The sequence below is a fragment of the Leifsonia aquatica H1aii genome (assembly GCF_000633535.1).
GTDB lineage: Bacteria > Actinomycetota > Actinomycetes > Actinomycetales > Microbacteriaceae > Leifsonia > Leifsonia aquatica_A.
Window position 1 is genome coordinate 48,718 of sequence record NZ_AYMR01000020.1, and the last position, 24,988, is coordinate 73,705.

Here is a 24,988-nt window from a genome sequence, read left to right on the forward strand (position 1 = left end):
CGCCTGGTCCGTTCGCGCATCGCGGGTGAACGTTCGTGCGCATCCTGCCGCCTCGGGACCCGGCGCGGATAAACTGGCAGCGCCGCCGCGGGCGGCCTAGACAACGTCGTTCGATTCCGTCCGGGAGGACCCATCATGACCAGCACCGACACCGCATCCCTGTTTCTGCATCCCGACCGGAACCTGGCGATGGAGCTGGTGAGGGCGACCGAGGCGGCCGCCATCCGCGCGACGCCGTGGATCGGTCGTGGCGACAAGAACGCGGCGGACGGCGCGGCCGTGGACGCGATGCGCAAGTTCCTCGGGACGGTCAACTTCGACGGCCTGATCGTCATCGGCGAGGGGGAGAAGGACAACGCCCCGATGCTGTTCAACGGCGAGCACGTCGGCAACGGGCGCGGACCGGCCTGCGACATCGCGGTGGACCCGATCGACGGCACGTCGCTGACCGCCGCCGGCCGTCAGAACGCGCTCTCGGTGATCGCCGTCTCCGACCGGGGCACGATGCTCGACGCCTCCAGCGTCTTTTACATGTCGAAGATCGTGACCGGGCCGGAGGGGCGCGGCGTCGTGGACCTCTCCCAGTCCATCGGTGACAACATCCGTGAGCTGGCCAAGGCCAAGGGCAAGCCGGTCGGCGAGATCCGCGTTGCGGTGCTCGACCGCCCGCGTCACGAGGAGCTGATCGAGGAGATCCGGGCGTCGGGAGCCGGGACGCGGCTGATGCTGGACGGCGACGTCGCCGGTGGCATCAATGCGGCCCGCTACGAGTCGCGCATCGACCTGTGCGTCGGCATCGGCGGCAGCCCGGAGGGCATCACCACCGCGGCCGCCATCAAGGCGATCGGCGGCTTCATGCAGGGCAAGCTCGCGCCGAAGGACGACGCGGAGCGTGCCGCCGGCATCGCCGCGGGTCTCGACATGGACCGCATCTACGGGGCGGACGACCTGGTGGAGGGCGACAACACGTTCTTCGTCGCGACCGGTGTGACCGACGGCGGTCTCGTCGAGGGTGTGCGCCGCAAGGGCCCGATCATCCGCACGGAGTCGATCGTGCTGCGCTCGAAGTCGGGCACGATCCGCCGCGTGATCGCGGACCACCTGGCCGAGAAGTGGCTGGAGCGCGACCAGCTCTGATGCCCTTTCGTGCCGAATGTCGACTCCGGCGCCGCCAGAGTCGACATTCGGCACGAATGCGTCGGCGGCGTCAGGCCGCGCCGGACTCCTCGTCGCGGTCGTCGTGCGCCGCGTGCTCCTGCGCGTGCGCGCGCTGCTGCTCCTCGACGGCGAGCTTGTCGATGCCGTGCATGTCGCGGGGTTCCGGGTCGAGTTCGAGCGCACTGGTCAGCTCGAACGCGGCAAGCTCGCGCGGCGACTCGTCGATGCCCTCGATCACCCCGATCACCTTGGACTCGTCGAGCGCACCGAGCTTGCGGGCGGCGGGGAACACCTGCCGCTCGAACGAGCCGACGAAGCCGTTGTAGTCCTTCACGGTGCGCTCGATCGACCGGCCCAGCTTCTCGATGTGCGTCGCGGTGGTGGAGAGTCGGCTGTAGAGCGTGCGGCTGAGGTCGAACAGCTGCTTCGCCTCCTGCGTCAGCACATCCTGCTGCCAGCTGAAGGCGACCGTCTTGAGCACGGACCAGAGCGTGACCGGCGAGGCGAGGGCCACCCGCTTGCCGAAGGCGAACTCCATGATCGACGGGTCGGCCTCCAGCGCCGACGAGACCAGCGACTCGCTCGGGATGAAGGCGATCACCAGCTCGGGCGAGGACTCGAGGCCGGTCCAGTACGCCTTGCTGCCGAGGGCCGTGATGTGGTCGCGAACCGCCTTCACGTGCTGCTTCATGAGCGCCTCGCGCTGGGCGCCCTCGACGCCGGTGGCGGTCGCCGGGATCTGGCTGGCCTCGAGGTACGCGTTGAAGGGGACCTTCGCGTCGAGCGCGATGTTCTTGCCGCCGGGGAGCCGGACGATCATGTCGGGGCGGCCGGCCCCGGACTCGGAATGGATGCTGGACTGCACGTCGAAGTCGACCCGCTCCAGCAGGCCCGCGGCCTCCACGACACTGCGCAGCTGGGTCTCGCCCCACACGCCGCGCGTGCTGTTCGAGCGCAGCGCCGAGGCGAGCGCCTCCGCGGTGCTCCGCAGCCGCTCCTCGGACTCGGCCGCCGTGCGCAGCTGCTGGGTCAGCTGGCCGTGTTGCTCGCTGCGCTGCGACTCGAGCGCGACGACCTTGCGCTGCATGTCCGTGAGGCTCTCGCGCACCGGGGCGAGCGCCTGCAGGACCTTGCTCTCGGCGCGCTCGCGCTCGGTCTGCGCCTGCGCCTCCGCACGGTGGCGCTCCACCGTCTCGCGCTGCAGCTCCTGCGCCGCGCGCAGTTGCTCCTCCAGCGCGTCGACCCGCGACTGGGCGCCCGCCAGGTCGGCGCGGATCTCCGCCTGCACGGCCTGCTCGGCCGCGCGCAGCTCGGCGAGCGCGGTGGTGTGCCGCGCCTCGATCACCGCCGGATCGACCGCGGGGGCCGCCGGGGCGCTGTTCGCCGCCCGGTCGCGCAGCAGCTTCGCGACGGCGAAGCCGGCACCGACGGCGCCGACGACGAGGCCCAGGAGGAGACCGAGGAGCAGGGCGAGGATGTCCATGCCGCCAGTGTGCCAGGGGCGTCCGACACTGGGGCGCTCCCGCGCGGCGGATGCGGCGAGTGCGGCGAACGGAGGAGCGGGCGCGCGACGCGCCGGACCGTCGCGGGTTCGGGAGGAGGTCCGGGGCGCGCGGAGGCCGGATCTCCTCCGTTGCCGGCGGGGTAGGTGTGCGGAGGCCGGATCTCCTCCGTTGCCGGCGAGGCGCGTGCGCGGGGCCGGGTCAGGCCGCGGCGACCATCCCGATACGGCCGACCCGGGCGCCGGTGAGGGCGGAGAGATCGTCGATGGTGGCCGCGCCGTGGCGCTTCGCCGCGTGGATCACGATGGCGGCGCAGGCTTCGGCGTCGGCCAGCGCGTCGTGGTGGGCGAAGTCCTCGAAGCCGGCGGCCATCGCCGCGACCGGGAGGCGGTAGGAGTCGAGGGAGTAGGTGCGGCGGGCCACCTGCAGGCTGCAGAGGTAGCGGTACTCCGGGCACGCGACGGCGGTCGCGGCGCAGGCCGCCCGGATGACGCCCATGTCGAAGCCGGCGTTGTGGGCGACGAGGTGGTCGTCCTCCGCGAACTCGACGAGGTCGGCCAGCTGGTCCACCCAGCCGGCGGCTCCGATGACGTCCTCGGGCTGGATGCCGTGGATGCGCACGTTCCACTCCTGGAAGTGATCGTGCCCGAAGGGCGGCTGGATGAGCCAGCCCACGCGGTCGACCACGCGGCCGTCCCGCACTTTCACCAGCCCGACGGAGCAGGCGGATGCCGCGGACGAGTTCGCGGTCTCGAAGTCGATGGCGGTGAAGTCCAGTGTCACGTCGTCATGCTCGCACGGCCCGCCGACACCGCCCGGTCACCGGGTGGGCGTGCCGCGGCATCCGGTCGGTACTGCTCAGCCGGTGAGCAAGGAGCCCTTCTGTGCAGCCAGGAGGGCGTCGAGGAACTGGCGCACGGTCGCTTCCGGCGCGTCGAAGGCCGAGACATCGATCAGCGCCATGACGCCGTCGAAACGTACGCAGACGTACGTTCCGACGATCCGATACGCGCGCGCCGAGCTCCACCGACAGGCGAAGTAGGACGCATCGGTCTGCCAGATCCAGTGGTACTGGGTGAGCCATTCGTGCTCGTCCCGGATGGAGGACGCACGGATGGCCGCGCGGATGCGACGGCGCGTCAGCACGTAGACGGCGGTCGTACCCGCTGCCAGGAGCACGAAGAACACGAACCCGGTCATCGGCGGGAAGGGACCGGAGGCGCCGGTCAGCTCGAGTGCCAACACGAGGAGCGACATGAGCAGGGAGGTCGCGATCACGATCGGGAACTGCGGATCGAGCCGGTTCACCCGCATCGTCATGCGGAACTGCTCCTCCTCGGGCACACGCCGGATGCGCACGTACGAGGTTCCCGCTGTTGCCAGTCGCAGCGCGTCGGCGTCGGTCATGTCATCCCCCTGCTCTGCGGCGCGGTGCGTGAGCCGCCGCGCAACCGTAGACAGCGGGAGGGACCTACAGGCAAACTCGGAGGGAACAGGCGGTGTCGTGCGCGCCCGGCCGGTCCGGAGGTGGCGCGTACGATCGCACCATGCGCCAGCGTCACGACCGCGACCTCCTCGCCGCCTCCTTCGACCGTGCCGCCGAGGTGTACGACGTCTCCCGTCCCGGGTACCCGGCCGGGGCCGTCGCCTGGATCACGGAGGGCATCACCGGCGACGTGCTCGACCTCGGCGCCGGGACGGGCAAGCTCACAGCCTCCCTCGTCGAGGCCGGTCTGCACGTGACGGCGGTCGACCCGTCGCCCGAGATGCTGCGCGTGCTCGGGGAGCGGCTGCCGGCTGTGGACGCGCGACTCGGGACGGGGGAGGAGCTTCCGGTGCCCGACGCCTCCCAGCGGCTGGTGGTCTCCGCCCAGGCCTGGCACTGGGTCGATCCGTCGCGCGCCGTGCCCGAGGTCGCCCGTGCGCTCGGACCCGGCGGCCGGCTTGCGCTGCTGTGGAACGACCGCGACGAGCGCGTCGACTGGGTGCGGCGGCTGGGGGAGCTGATCGGTGCGGGGGAAGCGTACTCGGGTGACGAGGAGGAGCCCGTCCTCGGGCCGCCCTTCGGCCCGCTGGAGCGCCACGACGTGCCGTGGACGCAGCGGCTCGACCTCGACGGGCTGCTCGACCTGGTGCGCTCCCGCAGCTATGTCATCACCAAGGATCCGGACGCGCAGGCGGCGGTGATCGCCTCCGTGCGCCGGCTGCACGCCGAGCATCCCCAGCTCGCCGGAGCTGCGACGATCGAGTTGCCGTACGTGACCCGCGCCTACCGGGCGCAGCTCGCGGGCTGAGGGCGGGCGGTCGCCTGCGTAGAATGGACGACCGTGGCTCTCACTATCGGTATCGTCGGACTCCCCAATGTGGGCAAGTCCACCCTGTTCAACGCGCTGACCAAGAACGACGCGCTCGCCGCGAACTACCCGTTCGCGACCATCGAGCCGAACGTCGGCGTGGTGAACCTCCCCGACCCGCGGCTCGACAAGCTGGCGGAGGTCTTCGGGAGCGAGCGCATCCTCCCGGCGCCCGTGTCGTTCCTCGACATCGCCGGCATTGTCAAGGGCGCGAGCGAGGGTGAGGGCCTCGGCAACAAGTTCCTCGCCAACATCCGCGAGGCCGACGCCATCGCGCAGGTCGTCCGCGGCTTCAGCGACCCCGACGTCGTGCACGTCGCCGGCAAGGTCGACGCCGCCGGCGACATGGAGACCATCAACACCGAGCTTATCCTCGCCGACCTCCAGACCCTCGAGAAGGCGGAGGCGCGCTACGAGAAGGAGGTCAAGGGCCGCAAACTCGAGCCCATCGTGCTCGAGACAGCCCGCGAGGCCGCCGCGTACCTCAACGAGGGCAAGCCGCTCTCGACCTCCAGCATCGACCTCGAGCCCATCAAGGAGCTCGGCCTGCTGACCGCCAAGCCCTTCATCTACGTCTTCAACGTGGACGAGGACGTGCTCACCGACGACTCCCGCCGCGCCGCGCTCGCCGCCCTGGTCGCCCCCGCGCAGGCCGTGTTCCTGGACGCCAAGCTCGAGTCCGAGCTCATCGACCTGGACGCCGCCGACGCCGCCGAGCTCCTCGCCTCCACCGGCCAGACCGAGAGCGGCCTCGACCAGCTCGCCCGCATCGGCTTCGACACCCTCGGCCTGCAGACCTACCTCACCGCCGGCCCCAAGGAATCGCGCGCCTGGACCATCCCCAAGGGCGCCAAGGCCCCCCAGGCCGCCGGCGTCATCCACACCGACTTCGAGAAGGGCTTCATCAAGGCCGAGGTCATCTCGTTCGACGACCTGGTCGAGGCCGGCTCCGTCGCCGAGGCGCGCTCGCGCGGGAAGGCGCGCATGGAGGGCAAGGACTACGTGATGCAGGACGGGGATGTGGTGGAGTTCCGTTTCAACGTGTAGCCGGCGGTCAGCCGCCGCGGCATGCAGCTAACGGAGGAGATCCCGGCCGATTCCGGCTCGGATCGCCTCCGTTTCCTGTTTTCGGGCGGCGTGTCGGGGCGGATGTCCTCCGGTGCCAACGCTCGTCGGGCGCCGCCGCTGCAGACGCCGTAGCTCATCGACCTCGACATCGCCGACGCAGGCGAGCCACGTCCGGGCCGGCCCCAACGAGTCGCGCGTCTGGACCAGCCCCAAGGGCGCCACGAAGGGCTTCATCAAGGCCGAAGTCATCTCCTTCGACAACCTGGTCGAGGATGGGCCGGTCGCTGAGGCGCGATCGCGCGGGAACACCCGTATGGAGGGCAGGGACAACGTGATGATGGAATTCCGCTTCAACGTGTAGCTGACCTGGGATTTCTCGCATATCATTCACGCGATGAGTGACGCTTCAGATCCCTTGCTCCCTCAGGTCAGAGCGCACTTCGAGGCGTTGCTCTCCAATGAAGAATCAACCGCGCAGGCTCTGGACTGGTCACATGACCAACTCGATCAAGGAACTTGGCGCGATGAGGTCACGTATCTAGGCCTGATGAGGCTGGCCGACCTGGTTCATGCCACGTGGAACTACGTCATCGAACAATGCTCGCCGGCTCGTCACGTCTTTCAAGGATGAGTTCGGGGCTGAATGCGCCTTGAAAGTCGCCGAATCGCTCGTGAGGACTGGTGCAGTCAAGCGCGATGAGAGAGCTCGCTGGTCGGTCGAGGCCTGCGCTGCTCCGCCCATTCGCAACGCTTGAAGCCGATGCACCATGGTGGAGTTCCGGGTTCGGAAGGACGTCTACGTCCAGAGGCCGACTGGATCCCGGTCGATAGAGGCGCGTCGGGTTCTAGGATCGTGACGTGATGCTGACCGAGATGCCTCTTCGCCGAATCGGCGTTCCAGAGAGCGAAGGGCCGCTCCGGTTCGGCAAAGCGGATTCGAGCCTTCCGTTCTCGGCGAGAACTTTGTTCCTGGAGGGGAAGCCAGCATTCGAACTGTCCTCTTGGTGTGGCACCTGCCCTTTCCTGTTCGAACGAAAGGAGGGTGCGAACAGCACTCTGTCTGGTGCGCGCGAGCGGATGGGGGAACTAGAGGGGCCACTCGCTACGGTAAGCGAGCGCGTCATTCAATCGTTCGGTTCCGTGCTTCCTAGCGGAGAGTACCTGCCTCTCCTTCTTGAGGTGCGACCAGACCAAGTCGTACCGAACGACGATCGCGACTATTTCACTCACGAGCAGATAGCTACGTGGGGAGTCGACAGCTTCTGGGGGCTTCCCGAGAATCCGCGCAGCTACTATTACCGGACGTTCGAGACACCGGTCGAGCCCAACGAGCATCTCTATGAGTTCGTGGTCCCGATGGTGCCACCGGGCTGGAACGATCAGGGGCGGGTGGCCGAGTATCGAGACCTCATCCGAGGCGGGACGGCGCCGACAGCCGTTGCTCTATCGACGCTGGATATTTGTCAGCCCGCGACCGATGACGATTCGATCGACTTTTACACGCACTGGGGCCTCACCCACTTCTTGCTCGACGGGCACCACAAGATGCAAGCTGCGGCCGAGGTGGGAGCGCCGCTTCAGTTGCTTGCGTTCGTCAGCATCGACGACAGCCTGGCGCGTTCGGAAGACATTGCCCGACTTCCCCAACTGCTCTCTCGGCCGCTCATGCGGCGAGCAGCTCCGGGCTCCGATCGATAGCCGTGATGTGGTGGAGTTCCGGTTCAACGTGTAGCCGGTCAGGTATTCGATGCTCGTCGTGATCTCCGGGCTGCCCGGCGTGGGCAAGACCACCGTCGCCGACATCGTCGGCGCGCGTCTCAGTGCGGTGCGTCTCTCGATCGACCCGGTGGAGGAGGCGCTGCTTGCGAGCGGTTTCCCGCACGGGTGGAAGACGGGTGTCGCGGCCTACGAGGCGGTCGGGGTCATCGCGGAATTGAATCTGAGGGCCGGGCGGACCGTCGTCCTCGATGCCGTCAACGACAGCGAGCCGGCACGAGAGACCTGGCGCCGAGCGGCGGTGTCCGCGGGTGCAACGCTGTGCTGGGTGGTGCTGACGATGAGCGATACTGCTGGTCACGCGTCGCGGTTGGACGGGCGTCATCGGGGCTTCTTGCACATCCCCGAGCCGACATGGACCGATGTGGCCGGGCGGACGATGGAGCCGTGGAGAGACCAGCACCGAGCGATCGACGTGTCAGGTTCCAGCGAGGATGTCGCGGCTGAGGTCGAGCGGTACGTCGTCGAGTTCAGATCCGACGTGTAGCGGGCGGTCAGCCACCGCTGCGCGCGCCCAAAGGAGGAGATCCCGGCCGATTCCGGCTCGGACCGCCTCCGTTTCCTGCGTTCGGGCGGCGTGTCGGGGCGGATGTCCTCCGGTGCCAACGCCTGCATCCCCACCGGTCACCACCCCAGCGACCCCGGCACCCCCTTGAACGGCCCGACGACGGCACTCGTGATCCAGCCGCCGTAGAAGCCTCCGGGTTGCGGGGTGACGACCTCGCCGTCGACCGTGCATTCGTCCATCTGCTGCGCGTAGACGGCGACGCGGTCTCGGAGCAGCTCGTACCCGGGCGACGGATGCGGGTAGTTCCACGCGCACGCGGACCGCGTCTCGCCTCCGCCGCGCACATCGAGATAGCGTGCGGTGCCTTTGAACTCGCAGAACGACGAACCGACGCCGTCGGCGAGAGCGCCGGGAGCGAAGTCCGCTATCGGGAGGTAGTAGACCGGGGGATGGCTGGTCTCGAGCACCCGGACGACGTCCCGGGTGTCGACGATCAGCTGCCCGCCCAGCCGGATCGTCACAGTCGCAGTGACGCGCTCGATGCGGGGCGGTCTCGGGTAGTCCCACACGGACTCCTGTCCCGTTCCGGGGATCTCGGGGCGCGGTCGGGGCACCTGTTCACTCTACGCGCGCGGTGCTTCACTGGAGTATGGCCGTCTCCCCGATGTTCCCGCTCGGATCCGTGCTGTTCCCCTCCGTGGCCATCCCGCTGCGGGTGTTCGAGCCGCGGTATCTCACGCTGGTCGGGCGACTGCTCGACGAGGACGAACCGGACTTCGAGTTCGGCGTCGTCCTCATCGAGCGCGGCCCCGAGGCCGGGGGCGGCGACCAGCGCGCCTCGGTCGGGACGATGGCGCGCCTGGTGAGCGCCGCCGCGGGCGCCGACGATCTGCTCATCGTCGGCGTGGGGACCCGGCGGTTCACGGTCGAGCGCTGGGACGACGACGACCCGTATCCCCGGGCCGAGCTCGCGTCGCTCCCGGAGCTGGAGTGGTCCGAGGCGCTCGCCCCCCTGCGGGCCGAGGCCGAAGCGGTCGTCCGCCGCATGATCGCCCGCGTCGCGGAGGCGCCGTCGGATGCCGACATCGAGCTGTCGGACGATCCCGTCGCAGCGGTCTGGCAGCTGGCGGCGGTCACCCCGCTGGGCGAGTACGACAGGTACACCCTGTTGCGGTCGACCACGATGGGAGGGCTCCTGCGCCAGCTGATCGACCTGACCCTCGAGGCGGAGGAACTCTGGGCGGCCGAGGGAGGCGGAGGCGTCTGACCACGATTCGCCACCTTCGGTGCTTCCGCTCCCGCTCCGGCCAACGGAGGAACTCTCGGCGGTATCCCGGGCGGATCTCCTCCCTTGCCGGTATCCGCACGGCGTGTCACCGGCGAACTCCTCCGTTCCCGCCGCCACCGACGGTGTACGGTCAGGCCGTGATCTGGACGAGAGAGCGACTCGAATGACGGCCGCGTCCGAGAACACTGAGGCGTACGGGGCGTGCTGGGCGTACGGGGCGTGCAGGGCATCGCGGTGAACAGATGGCCCGCCGGTGCCCTGACCCGCGAGGAGGTGTCCGCGCTCCTGCAGGAGCCGACCCACTGGCGCGTGGAATGGTGCGAGGGCGCACATCGCGAACCGTCGGAGGGGTACGGCGTCATGCTCCCGGACGGGGTCCTGGAGGGTGTGCCGTCGCGGGCGAAGCGTCGCAAGCTCGAACGCGGCATTCACGACCGTCGCACCCGTTTCTCCGCCATCGTGGCCGGGGAGGGAGCCGCTCGGCTCCTCGTGCTGCGGGAGGGGTGAGGCCGCGGCCCACGTTACCCTCCTCATGTGACGACCTGACCTTCCGGCGGCGCCCGGCTCCGCTAGGGTCGGTCCGGGAGGGCGAGATTCTTTCGCTCCGATCGGAACGGGGGCAGCGTGGTGTCATTCATCGGGAAGGGCCGGTCGCAGCGCATCGCGGTCGTCGTCGCGGCCGCGGTATTCGTCGGCGTGTTGCTGACGGGATGCGTCGGCTCAGGGGGTGGATCCGAGACGCCGGTGGCCGCCCCGTCGGCTTCAGGCTCACCGGAGGCCTCCTCGACGGCCTCATCGGGTTCGAGCGCCCTCCCCACGGCTCGTGCGGACGGGTTCGACACGAAGGCGATCTATGCAGCCTGCGATGCCGCGGTGCCTGCGGACGTCTGGGGCGGCCAGCAGCCCGTCGCGCCCGGACCGATCGTCGCCGACTCCATCGGACCGGCGTCGTCGGACGGCTATACGGCCGACCATACGAACGGTGATCCGGCCGCCGTCTACATCAATGTCCAGTACTTCACCGGTGACTCGTTCGCTTTCTCCGCATTGTGCGTCGCGTCCGGTGATCCGTCCGCGCCGCGCGTCGAGTACATCCGGACCTTGAACTGAGCGCACGACTACGTTGGGGCAGCGTTTCCGGACGAACGCAGTCGGTCGGAGGGAGCGCTGGACCGGGAAAGACTCGAACGGCCTTCGTCTCTTATGTTCGGGCGTCCTGTTGGGTGGGGTCTCCTCCGATCGCTTAGTGGCCCACCGGACAAGCACTACGGTGATCCCATGAGTAGCGACCAGCCAAGCACCGCTGCCGAGCAGGCCGCCGCAGATCGCCGTGCGATCGAGGCGGTCATCGAGAGTTCGCTCGGCGATGTTCGACCTGCAGCCGGCGCGTGGCCCGTCGGGACCCGGGTGCGGGTGGTGAAGGACCCGGGATGGGATGGCCCCTGGAAGAACGAGTTCTCGGGGACCATCGACAACACGTTCCCTGCCTCGATCATCGATCACGCCCTGGCTGAGGACGGCGAGCTGGAGTACTCGGTCCGATTCGACAGCCCGCAGCTCGATGCCGACGGCGACGGGCCGTATCGCAAGGCCGTGATCTGGGGCAGATACCTCCGGCCCGAGTGATGCGTCGTTGCGCGTGTTCGAGCGCAGGCGGGATAGGCTGCCGGGCATGTCCCGATCCGGTCCCGACTTCGGCTCGATGACGGTGAACGAGCGGTTGATGACCGCCGGTCTGCTCGATGTGTAGGAGCGCGCCGTCGGGCGCCACGACCGCACGAAACCATTGATGTTCTGGGTCGGGTCGCCATCGATCGCCGCAGTGCCACAGTCACCGTCGATTCGCTGCTCCACGGCGTGACGGGAAGCGACGCCAAAACCGCAGCTGTGGTCGAATCGTCCACCGAGGAGGGTTCGCCACGATGAACGTCTGGCCCGATGGCGCCCTGACGCGCGAAGCGGTGTCCGACCTTTTGCACGAGCCGGTGCGCTGGCGGGTGGAATGGTGCGACGGGGCGCGCAGAAGCCCCTCGGAGCGATACGGCTCCGACCTTCCGGAAGCAGCACTCCAGGGTGTGCCGACGCGGGCGAAGCGCCGGAAAGTCGAGCGTGGCTCCCACGATCACCGCACCTGGTTCTTCGCCTTCGTGTCCGATGCTGACGGCGACCGGATCCTGACCCTTCGCGAAGGGCATTGAGGTTAGGGATCTCGAGTACGACGGCTGGCCCACGCGCGAAGGGTCTGCGTCCTGAGGGCAAGGCGGATCAACTCACCACGCCGCCACTGTGCACCAGCCGCACCTCCACGCCGCCGTCCCCGCGGATGGCCGGGTTCGTCGCGGCGATCGCCAGTGCCGCATCCAGGTCGTCCGCCTCGATCACGTAGACGCCCGCGACCGCGACCGGAGCGTCGATGAACGGCCCGGTCGTCACACCGTCCGCCCGCACCGAACGGGCCAGGTCGCGCGGGGTGAACGCGTAGGCGACCCGCATGGCGCCGGAGGCGGCGAGCTCGTCGCCGTGCCCGTTCGGCTCCTCGAGGTCCTCGGGCGTGGCGTCGAGGCGGTGAGCGGAGTCGCTCGCGTAGATCAGGACGGCGTACTGCGGCATGGTGTGGTCCTTTCGACGACTCGACGGTACTCGCCCCGCCCGACGTCCGGGATGACCGCCGGTGTTCGGGACGTTCGCGCCGGGGCGCCGGGGCGCGCTCGTCCCGAACCGCCGCGCTTGTACCGAACCGCCGCGCTCGTCCCGAACCGCCGCGCTCGTCCCGAACCGCCGCGCTCCTCCCGAACCGCCGCGCTCCTCCCGAACCGCCGCGCTCGTCCCGAACCGCCGCGGTCGTCCCGAACAGGCGCTGCGTCGCGAACCGCCGCGCTCGCCGGTCGCCCGACGGGCGACTACCCGCCGTACTTCGCGTGGACGACGATCGGGGTGCCGTTCGCCGCGCAGATCTGGCCGACGAGGGCGTCAGCGGCGGTGAAGTCGCCGAGCGGCGCACCGATGAAACCGCCGGGGTGGTCTCCCGCGCCGCCGAGCCAGTCGGCGAGCGGCGGGAGGGCCGGGCCGAGCAGGCCCGCCGTCTCGGGGTGGGAGTGCGCCGTCGCCGCGAGGTCGTCCAGCTGGGCCTTGGCCTTCGCCGTCTGCTGGACCCACTCGGCGTCCGTCACGTCTCCGGCGGCATGCCCCTGGTCGGCGTTGGTGTACGCCTCCGTGATCGAGGAGAGCGCCGCGCACTGCGTCTTCGTCGTGCGATCGGGCGCGAACGGTCGGGGGCTGTACCGCAGGTCCGCGGTGAGGCGGGTATCGGTCGGCACGGTGATGTCGACCCGCAGCCGGGTGCCGGGCGCGACGGCGGTCACGTCGAAGTCGAAGGACTGGGCGCCCCCGCACATCCCGGAACGCGAGTCGATGCCGGTCGCCGGAGACACGGCGTAGAGGCCGCTCGTGCAGGAGAAGTCGACATGCAGTGATCGCGCGCCCGACGGCAGGGTCAGCGTGGCGGTCGTGGGCCCCTCGTGGTAGAGCTGCGCGGTCGGCCATCCGGCGGTGGAGGCCGCGGTCGGGGTGGGGCTCGACGCACCGCTCGCGGCGGTGCAGCCGCTCAGCGCGGCAACGGCGAGCCCCGCGGCCACGATGGTCGTCCAGTGTGTGCTGCGCATGATCGTGGTCCCCTCCACCCGGCGAGTCGGCTGGGGACATCCTGCCGCATCCACCTGCCCGCGGCCGCCTCCGCCGCACCGGTGTCGACGGTCCGCGGTCTGCGGTCCGGTGTCCGCGGTCCGTCGGGACGTTCGCGGTGCGGCGCGCGGGGGCGGATGTCCCGGGACGCAGCGGTCGCGCGTCGCCGCTGCCCGGGCGGACGCTACCAGCGACGCTTGATCGTGCCCTTCGGACCGGCGACGAGGCTGGCCGCAGGCACGTCCTCGGCGACGACCGTGCCGGCGGCGACGACCGAGTCGCGGCCGATCCTCACCCCGGGGAGGATGGTCGCGCCGGCTCCGATCCAGACGTTCTCCTCGACGTCGATCGGTCCGCCGGTGAGCCAGATGCGGCGGTCGTCGGTGTCGACCGGATGGCCGACCGTGATGAACGTGACCTTCGGCGCGACCATGACGCGCTCGGCGAGGCGGATGCCGGCGTAGTCGAGGAAGGTGCAGTTCTGGTTGATGAAGACGCGCTCGGCGAGCTCCAGGTTCAGCCCGTGGTCGGTGAAGAACGGCGGATAGATCGTGGTGCGCTCGGGAACGGGACGGCCGAGGATCTGCGCGAGCAGCTCCGCCTTGCCGGCCTCGTCGTCGAAGGGGAGGACGTTGAGGCGGGAGGTCAGGGCGGTCACCGCGAGGACGCGCTCCGACATGGCCTGGAACTCGGGGCTGTGGATGCGCATGAGGAGGTCGGCGGGCATGTGCCCATGCTGCCACCGATATCCCCGTCGCCGACTCACGCCTCCGTGCGTCGCCAGTGCTCCTGCGACTGCGCTCGGCCGGTACGTTTGCGCCGCGGCGAGGTGGCGCAGACGTTCCGAGACGTAGCAATCACCGCTCTGTCGCAGCCCCGATGTCGCCCCCTCCCGCTACGCTTCCCGCATGTCCATCGAAGTGCTGCCCGCGACCGGTCGCTGGGACGATTTCGCGACGTTCATGGTGCCGCGCAAGCCCGGCGGTGGGGGTTGTGTGTGCATGTCGTACCGGGATTCGCGGCTCGACATGCCCGCGCGGATCGACTACATGCACGCCGAGTGCGAGACGGAGCCGGGGCCGGGGGTGCTGGCCTACCTCGACGGGGAGGTGGCGGGCTGGTGCTCGGTGGCGCCGAAGTCGAGCTACCGGCGGCTGCTGAACTCCCGCACCATCCCGCACCTGGACGAAGAGCTCGACCCGTGGTCGATCGTGTGCTTCGTGGTGCGCGGCGGCTTCCGCAAACGGGGAGTGATGCACCAGCTGCTCGACGGGGCGGTGGAGCACGCGCGGGCGTCCGGAGCGGCGATCGTCGAAGGCTACCCGGTCGACACCGACGGGAAGAAGGTGGACGTGATCAGCGGCTACGTCGGAACGGTCGCGCTGTTCGAGAAGCACGGGTTCGAGCGCTACGCCGAGACGAACGCGCATTCCGGGGGAGCGGACCGCTGGGTGATGCGGCGGAGTCTGCGCTGACGTCCGCTGGGTCAGAGACGTCCGCTGGGGCGGGGGCGCGCGTGGGGTCAAACACGACCACCGCCGGCCCGAGCGGGGCGGCGGGAGTCGGTGCCGGCAAGGGTGCTCACCCGGCGGTGATCCGGCGGCGGTAGGCGACCATCGCGAAGGCGTAGGCGGCCACGAGGATGCCGACGCACCAGGCGAGGGCGACCCAGATGTCGGTGCCCGCCGGCTGGCCGGCGAACAGGGCGCGGATGGTGTCGACGATCGAGGTGACCGGCTGGTTCTCGGCGAACCAGCGCACCGGCCCGGGCATGGTCGCCGTCGGGACGAACGCCGAGCTGATGAACGGCAGGAAGATGATCGGGTAGGCGAACGCCCCGGCCCCGTCCACGGACTTGGCCGTCAGACCCGCGATCACCGCGATCCAGGTCAGCGCCAGGCTGAACAGCACCAGGATGCCCGCGACGCCGAGCCAGGCGAGCACGCTCGCGCCGGAGCGGAAGCCGATCAGGAGCGAGACCAGCACGACCAGCACCACCGAGATGAGGGTCGAGACCAGCGAGGTCAGCACGTGCGCCCAGAGCACGCTCGACCGGGCGATCGGCATGGACTGGAAGCGCTCGAAGATGCCGCCCTGCAGGTCCATGAACAGCCGGTACGACGTGTACGAGATGGCCGTCGCGACCGTGATGAGCATGATCCCGGGGAGGAGGTAGTCGACGTACGAGCCGGAGAACGACCCGGTGTCGATGGCTCCGCCGAAGACGAACGTGAACAGCAGCATGAACGCGATCGGCATGAGGGCGGTGGTGATGATGGTGTCGAGGCTGCGCGTGATGTGGCGCATGGACCGCCCGGTGAGCACGGCGGTGTCGCTGACGAACGTGGCGGTGGACATCATGACTCCTTCGAGGTCGTGCCGTCGTCGGCGGGAGTGCCGACGATGGCGAGGAAGACGTCCTCCAGGCTGGGCTGCTTCTCGACGTACTCGACCTGCGCCGGCGGAAGCAGGTGCTTCAGCTCGGCGAGGGTTCCGTTCGCGATGATGCGGCCCTCGTGGAGGATGGCGATGCGGTCGGCGAGGTGCTCGGCCTCGTCGAGGTACTGCGTGGTGAGCAGCACGGTGGTGCCGCGCCCGGCGAGCTCTTTCACGGCCTCCCAGACCTCGATGCGGGCCTGCGGGTCGAGACCGGTGGTGGGCTCGTCGAGGAAGATCACCGGCGGGTCGCCGATGAGGCTCATCGCGATGTCGAGCCGGCGGCGCATGCCTCCGGAGTAGGTCGCGACCTTGCGCGAGCCCGCGTCGGTGAGGGAGAAGCGGGCGAGCAGGGCGTCCGCGATGGCCGCGGGCTTCTTCTGGTGCCGCAGCTGGGCGACGAGGATGAGGTTCTCGCGCCCGGTGAGGATCTCGTCGACCGCGGCGAACTGGCCCGTCAGGCTGATCGAGTCGCGCACGTCGCCGGCCTTCGTGGCGACGTCGAACCCGTTGACGACGGCCTGACCGGCGTCCCCCTTCAGCAATGTGGAGAGGATCTTGATCGCCGTGGTCTTGCCGGCGCCGTTGGAGCCGAGCAGGGCGAAGATGCTGCCGCGCTCGACGTCGAAGTCGACGCCGCGCAGGACGCTGAGCTTCTTGTAGGACTTCTCGAGGCCGCGGACCCGGATGGCCGGGACGCGGTCGAGGGTGCTGGTGGTCATTCGTCCGTCCCCTTCTTCTCGGCCGCCTCGACGGCGGCGTTCAGGCGGGCGCGCTCCTTGTCGATCCAGCGCTTGCCGGTGTAGGCCTCGGCGAACGCCTCCGCGAACTCGACCGGGTCGTCGCCGACGATGTCGCGGACGGGGGTCTCGTCGGCTGCGGCGCGCTCCCAGAGCTCGACGAAGTCGCCCATCATGGTGAGGAGGGTGTCGCCGTCCTCGACGCCGCCGTTGTAGAGGAAGTACCGCTGCACGGCCTTCGCGACGGCGAGGTACGGCTCGGGCAGGGCCTCGATGCGCGCCTTGTACTGGCGGTACTGCTTCTTCTGCTCGAGCGACCCGGTGAGCGCTTCGATCCACTTGCTTGCCATGTCAGTTCTCTCCTTCGTGTCGGAGCTGTTCCAATCGTTCTGCGAGGAAGCTCCACGTCCTCCAGAACTCGTCGAGGTACTCGTGACCCGCCCGGTTGAGCGAGTACACCTTGCGCGGCGGGCCCTTCTCGGACGGGACCTTCTCCACGTCCACGAGGCCGCGCTGCTCGATCCGCACGAGGAGCGCGTAGATGGTGCCCTCGGCGATGTCGGTGAAGCCCTGATCCCGCAGCCACGAGGTGATCTCGTAGCCGTACGCGGGCCGGGCCTGGAGGATGGCGAGGACGATGCCCTCGAGGGTTCCCTTGAGCATCTCCGTTGCCTGCTTGCTCATCGGACGCTCCTTCCGGCTACTCAGTGTTGCTTGGTACTGCTAGATAGTAACGCCGAGTACCGGTAGATAGCAACACTGAATAGCAAGAGAGTTTCGTGGGGCTCGCGGGCGCCGGAGCCACGCCGAACGCCCCGAGTCCGACGGCATGCGGAGGCGAGGAGAGAAGAGGGAAGCGAGGAGAGAACGGGGAGGACAGGAGACGAGAGGGAAGCGGAGCCGCGCGTCAGTCGCGCACGTGGGCGCCGCGCCGTCGAGGGACGGTGCGGCCGTCATGCAGCTCGATCACGCGATCGGCGCGCGCCATGAGGATCGGGTCGTGGGTGGTGACGACGGCCGCGACGCCGGAGTCGTGCACCAGCTCGACCAGCAGATCCATCATCGCGGCCCCGGTCACGCTGTCCAGCTGACCGGTCGGCTCGTCCGCGAGCAGCAGCTGCGGCCGGGCGGCGAGGGCGCGCGCGATGCCGACCCGCTGCTGCTGGCCGCCGGAGAGCTCCGCGGGCCGCTGCGCGGCATGGCCGGTGAGTCCGACCCGGTCGAGGAGGTCGGCCACGCGGGCGTCGCGCTCGGCCGGGTCGACGCCGAGGAGCCGCAGGGGGACCTCCACGTTCTCCGCCGCGGACAGCACCGGGACGAGACCGAACGCCTGGAAGACGAAGCCGATGCGGGAGCGGCGGGTGGCGACCAGCGCGGCCTCGCTCGCCGTCGTCAGCTCGAGCGGACCGAGGGTCACGGTCCCGCTGGTCGGCGTGTCCAGGCCGCCGAGCACATTGAGCAGGGTGGTCTTGCCCGAGCCGGAACGCCCGCGGATCACGAGCAGCTCGCCGGGGTGCACCGCCAGCGACACCCCGTCGAGCGCGGTGACCGGTCCGGCCGGCGTCGGGAACACCCGGCTGACGCCGTCGGCGCGCAGCAGCGGCTGCAGTCCATCGGATTCGCCGGTGCGCGGGAGGATCGGCTCAGCGCTGCTCATCGCGGTTCCTCCGCTCGGTGGTCTCCGTGCCGGTGCTCGTGCTCTCGTCGCCGTCGTCGTGCGGCCAGACGCCGACGTGGTCGGATTCGAGGGCGAGGCGCACCCGGTCGCGCAGCGAGAGCGCGGCGAGGTACTCGGGCGGCAGCTGCAGGCGCCCGACCCGGTCCAGCACCGCGAACTCCTCGGCCACCGTGTGCTCGTCGCCGCTCGCGGTGCGACCGGTGCGGCGGATGACCTCGGTGGAGGTCCGCCCATCGCGGATCTGCACCGTGCGCGCCACGTGCTCCGACACCGCTGGGTCGTGGGTGACGATCAGGGTGGTGACACCGAGCTCGCGGTTGACGCCGCGCATCGCCTCCAGCACGTCGGCCGAGGTGTGCTCGTCGAGCTCGCCGGTGGGCTCGTCGGCGAGCAGCACGGCGGGCTCGTTGGCGAGACCGACGGCGATGGCGACGCGCTGCTGCTCGCCTCCGGACATCTCGGCGGGCCGTCGGTCCGCGCAGTGCGAGACCTCCAGCAGATCGAGCAGGTCGCGGCTGCGGTCGACCCGATCCGGGCGGCGGGCCAGCGACATCGTCAGGGCGATGTTCTCGCGCGCCGTCAGGTACGGCAGGAGGTTGCGGGAGGTCTGCTGCCAGACGAACCCGACGGTGTGGCGGCGGTAGTCGACCCGCTGCGCCGAGCTGAGCGTCAGCAGATCCCGGCCCGCGACGGACGCCGCGCCCGCGGTCGGTTTGTCGAGTCCCGACAGGATGCCGAGGAGCGTCGACTTGCCGGACCCCGAGGCGCCGACGATCGCCACGAGCTCGCCGCTGCGGACGCGGAGGTTGAGGCCCTGGAGGGCCTGCACCTCCACCCCTTCCGCCGTGAAGATGCGCACGAGGTCGGAGCAATCGATGCTCGCGTCCTCGCGCCGTGCTGTCATGGTGGTCATTCTTCTCCTCCTACGCGCAGCACGGCCGCGGGGGAGCGGCGGCGTGCGACGGCGAGCGCGACGAGTGTGACGGCGACGGTGGAGAGCGCGAAGCCTCCCGCCGCCAGGGCGATGAGCCCGGGGTCGATGACGACCGCGGGGGCGATCGGGCCACCGGTGAAGCCGCTGAGGTCGATCGGCGCGAGCACGATCGCCGGCAGCGCCAGCCCGACCAGGATGCCGGCCACGAGCCCGACGATCAGGATCGGTCCCAGCTCCCAGCCGAGCAGGGCGGCCGTCTGACGCGAGGTGTAGCCGATGGTCCGCAGGGTGGCCACCAGCCGGGTGCGGGCGGCGGCGCCGATCACCAGCGCGAGCAGCAGCGCCCCGACGCACATCAGCGCCGAGAGGGCGATGGAGAGCAGCGCGATGGTCTCGATGCCGGAGACCAGCGGGGCGGAGCGGAGCGCTGCCTGCTCCCGTTGGGCGTCGCCGATCGTGGCGCCGTCTCCGGCGATCGCCGCGACCTGCCGGTGCACGTCGTCGTCGTCGGCGCCCGGGGCCAGGGCGATCAGCACGGTCTGCGGTGTGCCGGTGACCCCGGTGTGCGCCGGAAGGGTGGTGCGGTCGATGATCGCCCACTGACCATCCCAGATGTAGACGCCTGGCACGAAGTCGAACTCCGTCACCCCGAGGTGCACGGAGGTATCGGCGGTGAGGATGGCGCTGGTCACGGGGATGGCGGGATCGAAGCCGCCGATGACCGCACCGGTGCGCGCCGGGTCGGTGTGCGCGAGGGCGGAGGAGACCCGAGCGGCTTCGGGGATCCCGGTCTGCACGCGTGCCAGCTCGGCCGGGTCGACGAGATAGCCGGAGAGGTCTCCGCCCTGCGAGCCCGCCTGGATGCGCAGGCCGCCCGCCCACTCGACGACCGCGCTCGCGGCGACCCCGGGGACCTCCCGCAGCTGTGCCACCTGGGCGTCGGTGAACGTCCCGGAGGCGGTGACGCTGAGATCGGCCCCGACGCGGGCGAGCGCGCCCGACTCGATTCCGGCGCGCTCGGTGCTGAGCACGCTCGCCGAGAAGACCGCGATGGAGACGCCCACGACCACGGCGAAGACGGGCCAGAGCCCGCCCGCGCGTGACCGCAGCGCGCCGGCGGCGCCGAGATACGCGACCGGTCCACGGCGTCGACGCAGGGCGCGCGCCAGCCAGGAGAGCGGGAGCGGGTACAGCCGCAGCACGAGCACGCAGGCGGCCAGAGCGAGGAGCACGGGCGTCACCACCAGCAGCGGGTCCACGCCGAGGCCGGCGCCCGGGGCGGCGAGCCCGCGTTGGAACAGCGCCGCGACGCCGAGAGCGGCCAGGCCGATCACGAGGGCTTCGAGCACCCAGCCCCAGCGCCGCCGGGCGCTGCGCTCTCCGCGGAGGTCGTCGCGCGGGCCGAGCCTGCCGGCCGCGGCGACGCAGATCAGGGGAGGGGCCAGCGCGCAGATCGCCGCGAGCGCGATCGGGAGGGCGAGCGCATCCACTCCCGGCGTGAGCAGGAGGGCCGCGATCAGGCCGAGGGCCGCCGCGGGGACGGACACGGCGGCGGTGTCGGCGGCCAATCCGAGGCGCAAGCGCGCGGGAGAGGCTCCCCGGGCCGCCAGCAGCGCCAGCGCCTCCCGGCGCCGGCCCAGCAGCAGCCGCACGCCGAGGACGAGCACGGCGAGCGCGACCCCGAGCGGCCCGGCGGCGAGGAGCGCGAACAAGGTGTTCGCCGGCTGCGCGCGAGCGAGGTAGTCGTCGAGCGTCCGGTCGAGGGATGTCGAGAACCGCAGCGTGGCGGGGGTGCCGCCGACGCCCGCGGCCGACGGGGAGGAGAGGAAGCGCGCGAGGGACGACCGCACCGGTTCGAGTCCCGAGATGGTGAACGCCCCGGGCGCGACCGGGTACCAGGCTTGGGTGAACGTCCCGGGGAAGAGCGGGGCGACCCGCGACCAGGATCCGGGATCGACCCAGGCGACGGCGCGGTAGAGCTTGCCGTGGTCGCCGAGATCGGCGTAGCTGCCGCGGGACCGCAGCGTCGCCAGCTCCCAGAAGTCCGAATCGGACGGTTTCTCCCGCACCGTTCCGCTGAGCCGCAGCGCGAACGGAGCCCCGGCGTACGCCCGCCGGGTCTCGCCCACGTGCCAGCCCAGGAGCGTCGCCGCGGTCGATGCCATCACGACGTCGACCGTGCCGCCCTCCGGGATCGGGTCCTGCGTCGTCGCTCCGGCGGGGACGCGCGCCGGCCAGGCGCCCGCATCCAAGTCCGCCACCGTGCGGAGCCGTTGGTAGGCCTCCACCTGGGTGACGTAGCGCGCATCGCCGGCGGCGTCGGCGGGCCCGGCGGTCGGGACGTCGTCGCTGCGAGCGGCGACGTCTCCGGGCAGCGTGACGGCCCGCAGCGCCGGCTGCATGGCGGAGCGTGCGCCGGCCAGCGCCGCGGGCATGCCCTCCCAGATGGCGGCGGGCTCGCTGCCGTCGCCGACGGTCGGCGTTCCCGACATCATCGGCATCCCCGTGGTCACGGAGCTGAGCAGGTCCCGGTTGACCGGCGTCGCCTGCTCCACGCGGTAGCGCAACTCGTCGCGCAGCAGACCGTCGGCGAAACGCGGCCAGGCGGAGACGGCGGTCGTCGCGATGAGCACGACGACGCCGAGCAGGGCGAGACCGCCGCGGGAGGCGGCGAACGCACGGGCAGCGAGACCGGGCCCGGAGAGCAGGGAGCGCCGGCTCATCGCGTCTCCGCCCGGTACGCGGTGTCGGCGACCTGCCCGCGCACGGCCCGACCGTACAGCCAGAGGACGGCGGCCACCGCGACACCCAGAGCCGCGAGGGCGATGCCGAGCCCCGCGACATCCACCCGGCCCTGCACGGAGAGGGTGCTCGGCGCGGTGACCACCGAGATCCGGGCCAGGGTGTTGCCGGCGAGGAGGAAGACGGCCAGGCCGCCCAGTACCCCGACGATCGCGGCGCCCGCGATGACGCCGCCGATCTCCAGCCGGCGTGCGGCCGCCTGCTGGCGCGAGCCGACGCCGACCGCTCGCAGCACCACGACCTCCGCCCGTCGGCCGCGCAACGCGGAGAGCACGGCGGCGGCGACGGCCACGACCGCCAGCAGGGCGCAGCCCGCCGCACCGAGCCAGAGGGCGGCGACCGCGCTCGCCATGAACCGGGCGACGAAGGCGCCCGAGGCGTCCGTGACCACGGCGTCTGCGCCGGCCACCTGTGCGGCGGCCGCGGCGACCCGCTGCGGCTCGGGTGTGGCCAGCCAGACGGAGCCCAGCCGGGGGATGGTCGGCGAGGTGCGGAGCAGCTGATCCTCGAGTGCCGGCAGATCGACCAGCAGTGCGTTCTGATCCGCCGTGCCGGGGACGGCGGCGACGATGCCGGCGACGACGCCGTGGAACGACGCCCACGCGGAATCGACGTCGATGCGCGCGCCCGTCTGCAGCCCTCCCGCGTCCGCGGTCGCCTGAGTGACCAGCACGGGCACGTCGGAGACCGTCCCGGGAAGCAGCCGCACGGCGTTGTCGGCGCCGGCGGGGACGAGCGGGGAGTCGAAGCCGAGGCCGCCGGTGCGGGGCGCGGACGCCGTGAACGCGGCGCCGAAGGCGTCCGGTGCGGGCTCCCACGCCGAGGTGATGAGCGTGGTGCCCGCGCGCACGTCGGTGAGACGCACCTGCACGGGTGTAGAGGCGGCTCCCGTGTCCAGGTGTGCATCCACGGCGACGAGCCGCCACGGTCCGCCGGCCGGCAGCGTGGCGCCGATCCGGCCGGGGGCTCCGCTCGTGGTGGCCGACGCCGGGAGCGGGGCGAGCGACCCGTGCCGGTCGGCCACCCAGAAGGTCACCCCGAGACCGGGAACGACAGGAGGGGCATCGGCGGAGGGGGAGGAGTCGGCGGAGGAGTCGGCGGCGGGCTCCGGCACGGTGACCGTCGCCACCGCCTCGATCGTCTGCGCTCCCGGGGGGATCGGTGGTCCGCCGAGCGGGTCGGTCGCGGCGAGGGTCTGCCCGGCGGACGACGGGAACAGGTAGTCCCCGACGGGCATGAGATCCTGCAGGGCGTAGCCGTCGACGGCGACCAGGGCGACGCTCTGCTGGCCGAGCGTCGAATCGGTCACGAGCGCGGGCGCGGCCGTCCTCACCGTCGGCACGGTGGCGAGACGTGGCGAGGGCGGGAGATCGTCCGGGGCGCGCACGCTCCCGGCGACGCCGAGATCCACCCGGACGTCCGAGCCCACGACCAGGAGCGACGAGTCGCGCAGGAAGCCGGACCACGTCCCCACGTAGCCGGCAGCGAAGGTCGCCGCGCCCACGGCCAGCACCACCAGGGCGGCGGGGGCGGCCACCAGGCCCACGCCGCGGCTCACCTGGCGGGCGGGGAGCACGCGCGAGAGTCCTCGACCGCGGGCCGCCAGTCGTTCGACCAGTGCGGAGGCCGGGCCGAGGGCGACGAGGGCGACCACCACGACCGCGCAGAGCACGGCGGCGGGGGCCACCGTCCCGACGGCGTCGACGTGCCCCTGCGCATCCGGCGTGCCGAAGGAGAGGAAGCGCCAGAGGGTCACGCCGGCCGCGGCCAGGGCGAGCACTCCGAGGCCGAGGGAGGCCGCCGACCGGGTGCGCCCGGCCTCGACCGGACCGGGGGCGCCGTCGGCGGAGCGGGCGGCGAGGGCGGTGACGACGGCGGTGGAGCCGACGGCGACCGCGAGCACGGCGACGGCCGGGACGAGGGCGGCGAGGGCGACCTCCAGCGCTCCGCTCCCGCTTCCCGTTCCCGCCGCGGCGAGCACGACGAGCGAGGCGCCGGTACCGAGGGCGGTGCCGACCAGGGCGACGACGGCGGATTCGCTCGCGTCGGCGCGCACGAGGCCGCCGACGGTCGCCCCGCGGGCGCGCAGCACCCGCGTCTCCGCCAGGCGGGAGCGGGCGAGCAGCCGGGACAGCAGCACGAGCGAGATCGCCGAGCACACGGCGAGCAGGGCGAGCGGAACCGGGAGCACGGCGGCCAGCGCGCCCACCGACTGCTGCATGTCCGCCACCGTCGCGGTGGCGCCGCCGAGGGCGGCGAACGGTGACGGCGACGCGTCCGACTCGGTGAGCGCGTCGAGGGCGCCGACATACCCGGTGTGCAGGCGGGGGAGGTCGCCCGCGGTCAGCCGGCCGGCATCCGGCGCCACGACCCATTGCGCCGTCGCGGACGCGGTCAGCCGGGCGAGCAGCGCCGGGTCGGCGATCGCGCGACCGTCCGTCCCCCCGATGCCGGCGGTCACGCCGAGCCACGCCGGGGCCGCCGGGTGGGCGGGCTCCCAGATGCCGGACACCACGACGGGGACCGTCCCCGCGTCGGCGGTCAGCTGCAGCCGTGCGCCGGCCTCGATCCGTGCCGCGTGCGCGAGGGTGGCGTCGACGGCGATCTCCCCGTCGCCGGACGGCCACGTGCCGGACCGCAGGGTGGCGCGCCCACGCAGAGCGTCGTCATCGGCCAGGACCAGGGCGGAGCGGTCCCCGCCGAGCGCGACGACACCGGCGAACGCGGCACGGTCGACGGTGACAGGCGCGGAGCCGAACCGGTGGGCCAGCACGGAACGGACGATGCGGTCCTGACCCGCGGGGTCGTCGGGGTCGAGCGCGGCCTGGTACGCCTCGGCGACGGCGGAGGCGGGACCGGCCTCGACGCTCTGCCGCACCGCGACGGTCGGGGAGCGCACGGCGAGCCCGGCCATCGTGCACGCCAGGAAGGAGATCACCAGCACCGTGAGAGCCGTGGAGGCGAGGACCCCGGCCTGTGCCCGGGAGCGCTGCGGCCAGAACGCGCGGATGCGTCCGTTCGTCCGAGCCCCCACGCGCATCCACTCACCGTATCGCGGCCGGG

The 24,988-nt window shown here is 71.3% G+C and carries 27 protein-coding genes and 1 pseudogene; 13 read left to right on the forward strand and 15 right to left on the reverse strand.

The window, feature by feature from the left end; all coding sequences use genetic code 11:
• Positions 1-135 precede the first annotated feature (135 nt).
• Positions 136-1,137 carry a class II fructose-bisphosphatase gene (gene glpX / locus U870_RS0117670; RefSeq protein WP_025158702.1) on the forward strand — a complete coding sequence of 334 codons (1,002 nt, stop codon included), beginning with the start codon at positions 136-138 and terminating at the stop codon, positions 1,135-1,137.
• Positions 1,138-1,207: 70 nt separating this feature from the next.
• On the opposite strand, the gene rmuC is transcribed toward glpX, so the two are convergent.
• The 3 genes from rmuC to U870_RS0117690 form a co-directional block, all read right to left on the reverse strand.
• Entirely contained in the window at positions 1,208-2,641 is a 1,434-nt protein-coding gene (gene rmuC / locus U870_RS0117675) for a DNA recombination protein RmuC (protein ID WP_025158703.1), read from the reverse strand.
• 220 nt (positions 2,642-2,861) lie between these two features.
• Entirely contained in the window at positions 2,862-3,443 is a 582-nt protein-coding gene (locus U870_RS0117685) for an exonuclease domain-containing protein (protein ID WP_025158704.1), read from the reverse strand.
• 75 nt (positions 3,444-3,518) lie between these two features.
• The gene (locus U870_RS0117690; protein ID WP_025158705.1) at positions 3,519-4,067 is read right to left on the reverse strand and encodes a hypothetical protein; all 549 of its coding nucleotides are present in this window, start codon (positions 4,065-4,067) and stop codon (positions 3,519-3,521) included.
• 140 nt (positions 4,068-4,207) lie between these two features.
• Here U870_RS0117690 and U870_RS0117695 point away from each other — a divergent pair, with 140 nt between their 5' ends.
• From U870_RS0117695 to U870_RS22745, 6 genes and pseudogenes are all read left to right on the forward strand, one after another.
• Positions 4,208-4,954, forward strand: coding sequence for a class I SAM-dependent methyltransferase (locus U870_RS0117695; protein WP_025158706.1), 747 nt, complete (start codon positions 4,208-4,210; stop codon positions 4,952-4,954).
• Between the two features lie 33 nt (positions 4,955-4,987).
• The gene (gene ychF, locus U870_RS0117700) at positions 4,988-6,061 is read left to right on the forward strand and encodes a redox-regulated ATPase YchF (protein WP_021764238.1); all 1,074 of its coding nucleotides are present in this window, start codon (positions 4,988-4,990) and stop codon (positions 6,059-6,061) included.
• A 184-nt stretch (positions 6,062-6,245) separates the two neighbouring features.
• A pseudogene (locus U870_RS24945) lies at positions 6,246-6,443 on the forward strand (DUF933 domain-containing protein); the annotation flags it as partial.
• A gap of 33 nt (positions 6,444-6,476) precedes the next feature.
• Positions 6,477-6,713 (forward strand): hypothetical protein, encoded by a 237-nt coding sequence (locus U870_RS24470; protein ID WP_162819179.1) that lies wholly within the window; start codon positions 6,477-6,479, stop codon positions 6,711-6,713.
• 227 nt (positions 6,714-6,940) lie between these two features.
• Positions 6,941-7,780 carry a hypothetical protein gene (locus U870_RS0117710; protein ID WP_025158708.1) on the forward strand — a complete coding sequence of 280 codons (840 nt, stop codon included), beginning with the start codon at positions 6,941-6,943 and terminating at the stop codon, positions 7,778-7,780.
• A gap of 49 nt (positions 7,781-7,829) precedes the next feature.
• Positions 7,830-8,345, forward strand: a complete 516-nt coding sequence (locus tag U870_RS22745; RefSeq protein ID WP_025158709.1) for an AAA family ATPase — start codon at positions 7,830-7,832, stop codon at positions 8,343-8,345.
• 137 nt (positions 8,346-8,482) lie between these two features.
• On the opposite strand, the gene U870_RS0117720 is transcribed toward U870_RS22745, so the two are convergent.
• A complete protein-coding gene (locus U870_RS0117720; protein WP_025158710.1) occupies positions 8,483-8,980 on the reverse strand; it encodes a DUF427 domain-containing protein in 498 nt (165 codons plus the stop codon).
• A 50-nt stretch (positions 8,981-9,030) separates the two neighbouring features.
• On the opposite strand from U870_RS0117720, the gene U870_RS0117725 reads away from it, so the two are divergent.
• From U870_RS0117725 to U870_RS0117750, 5 genes are all read left to right on the forward strand, one after another.
• Positions 9,031-9,633 (forward strand): LON peptidase substrate-binding domain-containing protein, encoded by a 603-nt coding sequence (locus U870_RS0117725; RefSeq protein ID WP_205288793.1) that lies wholly within the window; start codon positions 9,031-9,033, stop codon positions 9,631-9,633.
• A 222-nt stretch (positions 9,634-9,855) separates the two neighbouring features.
• Entirely contained in the window at positions 9,856-10,161 is a 306-nt protein-coding gene (locus U870_RS22750; RefSeq protein ID WP_162819181.1) for a hypothetical protein, read from the forward strand.
• A gap of 117 nt (positions 10,162-10,278) precedes the next feature.
• A complete protein-coding gene (locus tag U870_RS0117735; protein WP_025158713.1) occupies positions 10,279-10,764 on the forward strand; it encodes a hypothetical protein in 486 nt (161 codons plus the stop codon).
• A gap of 168 nt (positions 10,765-10,932) precedes the next feature.
• Positions 10,933-11,280 carry a hypothetical protein gene (locus U870_RS0117740; protein ID WP_025158714.1) on the forward strand — a complete coding sequence of 116 codons (348 nt, stop codon included), beginning with the start codon at positions 10,933-10,935 and terminating at the stop codon, positions 11,278-11,280.
• A gap of 296 nt (positions 11,281-11,576) precedes the next feature.
• The gene (locus tag U870_RS0117750; protein ID WP_025158715.1) at positions 11,577-11,852 is read left to right on the forward strand and encodes a hypothetical protein; all 276 of its coding nucleotides are present in this window, start codon (positions 11,577-11,579) and stop codon (positions 11,850-11,852) included.
• Positions 11,853-11,919: 67 nt separating this feature from the next.
• On the opposite strand, the gene U870_RS0117755 is transcribed toward U870_RS0117750, so the two are convergent.
• The 3 genes from U870_RS0117755 to U870_RS0117765 form a co-directional block, all read right to left on the reverse strand.
• Entirely contained in the window at positions 11,920-12,264 is a 345-nt protein-coding gene (locus U870_RS0117755; RefSeq protein ID WP_025158716.1) for a YciI family protein, read from the reverse strand.
• A 290-nt stretch (positions 12,265-12,554) separates the two neighbouring features.
• Positions 12,555-13,316, reverse strand: a complete 762-nt coding sequence (locus U870_RS0117760; RefSeq protein ID WP_162819182.1) for a hypothetical protein — start codon at positions 13,314-13,316, stop codon at positions 12,555-12,557.
• A 203-nt stretch (positions 13,317-13,519) separates the two neighbouring features.
• Entirely contained in the window at positions 13,520-14,062 is a 543-nt protein-coding gene (locus tag U870_RS0117765) for a sugar O-acetyltransferase (RefSeq protein ID WP_025158718.1), read from the reverse strand.
• A gap of 181 nt (positions 14,063-14,243) precedes the next feature.
• On the opposite strand from U870_RS0117765, the gene U870_RS0117770 reads away from it, so the two are divergent.
• Positions 14,244-14,810 carry a GNAT family N-acetyltransferase gene (locus tag U870_RS0117770; protein WP_025158719.1) on the forward strand — a complete coding sequence of 189 codons (567 nt, stop codon included), beginning with the start codon at positions 14,244-14,246 and terminating at the stop codon, positions 14,808-14,810.
• A 106-nt stretch (positions 14,811-14,916) separates the two neighbouring features.
• On the opposite strand, the gene U870_RS0117775 is transcribed toward U870_RS0117770, so the two are convergent.
• From U870_RS0117775 to U870_RS0117810, 8 genes are all read right to left on the reverse strand, one after another.
• Positions 14,917-15,693, reverse strand: a complete 777-nt coding sequence (locus tag U870_RS0117775; protein WP_025158720.1) for an ABC transporter permease — start codon at positions 15,691-15,693, stop codon at positions 14,917-14,919.
• Positions 15,693-16,493, reverse strand: a complete 801-nt coding sequence (locus U870_RS0117780) for an ABC transporter ATP-binding protein (protein WP_025158721.1) — start codon at positions 16,491-16,493, stop codon at positions 15,693-15,695. Before U870_RS0117780 ends, U870_RS0117775 begins: the two co-directional genes overlap by 1 nt.
• Positions 16,490-16,861 carry a DUF1048 domain-containing protein gene (locus U870_RS0117785; RefSeq protein WP_025158722.1) on the reverse strand — a complete coding sequence of 124 codons (372 nt, stop codon included), beginning with the start codon at positions 16,859-16,861 and terminating at the stop codon, positions 16,490-16,492. The genes U870_RS0117780 and U870_RS0117785 overlap by 4 nt, the downstream gene beginning before the upstream one ends.
• A 1-nt stretch (position 16,862) precedes the next feature.
• Positions 16,863-17,195, reverse strand: a complete 333-nt coding sequence (locus U870_RS0117790; RefSeq protein ID WP_025158723.1) for a PadR family transcriptional regulator — start codon at positions 17,193-17,195, stop codon at positions 16,863-16,865.
• Positions 17,196-17,418: 223 nt separating this feature from the next.
• Positions 17,419-18,168: an ABC transporter ATP-binding protein gene (locus U870_RS0117795; RefSeq protein ID WP_025158724.1), complete on the reverse strand. Its 750-nt coding sequence runs from the start codon at positions 18,166-18,168 to the stop codon at positions 17,419-17,421.
• The gene (locus U870_RS0117800) at positions 18,155-19,102 is read right to left on the reverse strand and encodes an ABC transporter ATP-binding protein (RefSeq protein WP_025158725.1); all 948 of its coding nucleotides are present in this window, start codon (positions 19,100-19,102) and stop codon (positions 18,155-18,157) included. The genes U870_RS0117795 and U870_RS0117800 overlap by 14 nt, the downstream gene beginning before the upstream one ends.
• Positions 19,099-21,846, reverse strand: coding sequence for an ABC transporter permease (locus U870_RS0117805; RefSeq protein WP_025158726.1), 2,748 nt, complete (start codon positions 21,844-21,846; stop codon positions 19,099-19,101). Before U870_RS0117805 ends, U870_RS0117800 begins: the two co-directional genes overlap by 4 nt.
• Complete coding sequence (locus U870_RS0117810) at positions 21,843-24,965, reverse strand: FtsX-like permease family protein (protein WP_025158727.1); 3,123 nt, start codon at positions 24,963-24,965, stop codon at positions 21,843-21,845. Before U870_RS0117810 ends, U870_RS0117805 begins: the two co-directional genes overlap by 4 nt.
• Between the last annotated feature and the right edge of the window lie 23 nt (positions 24,966-24,988).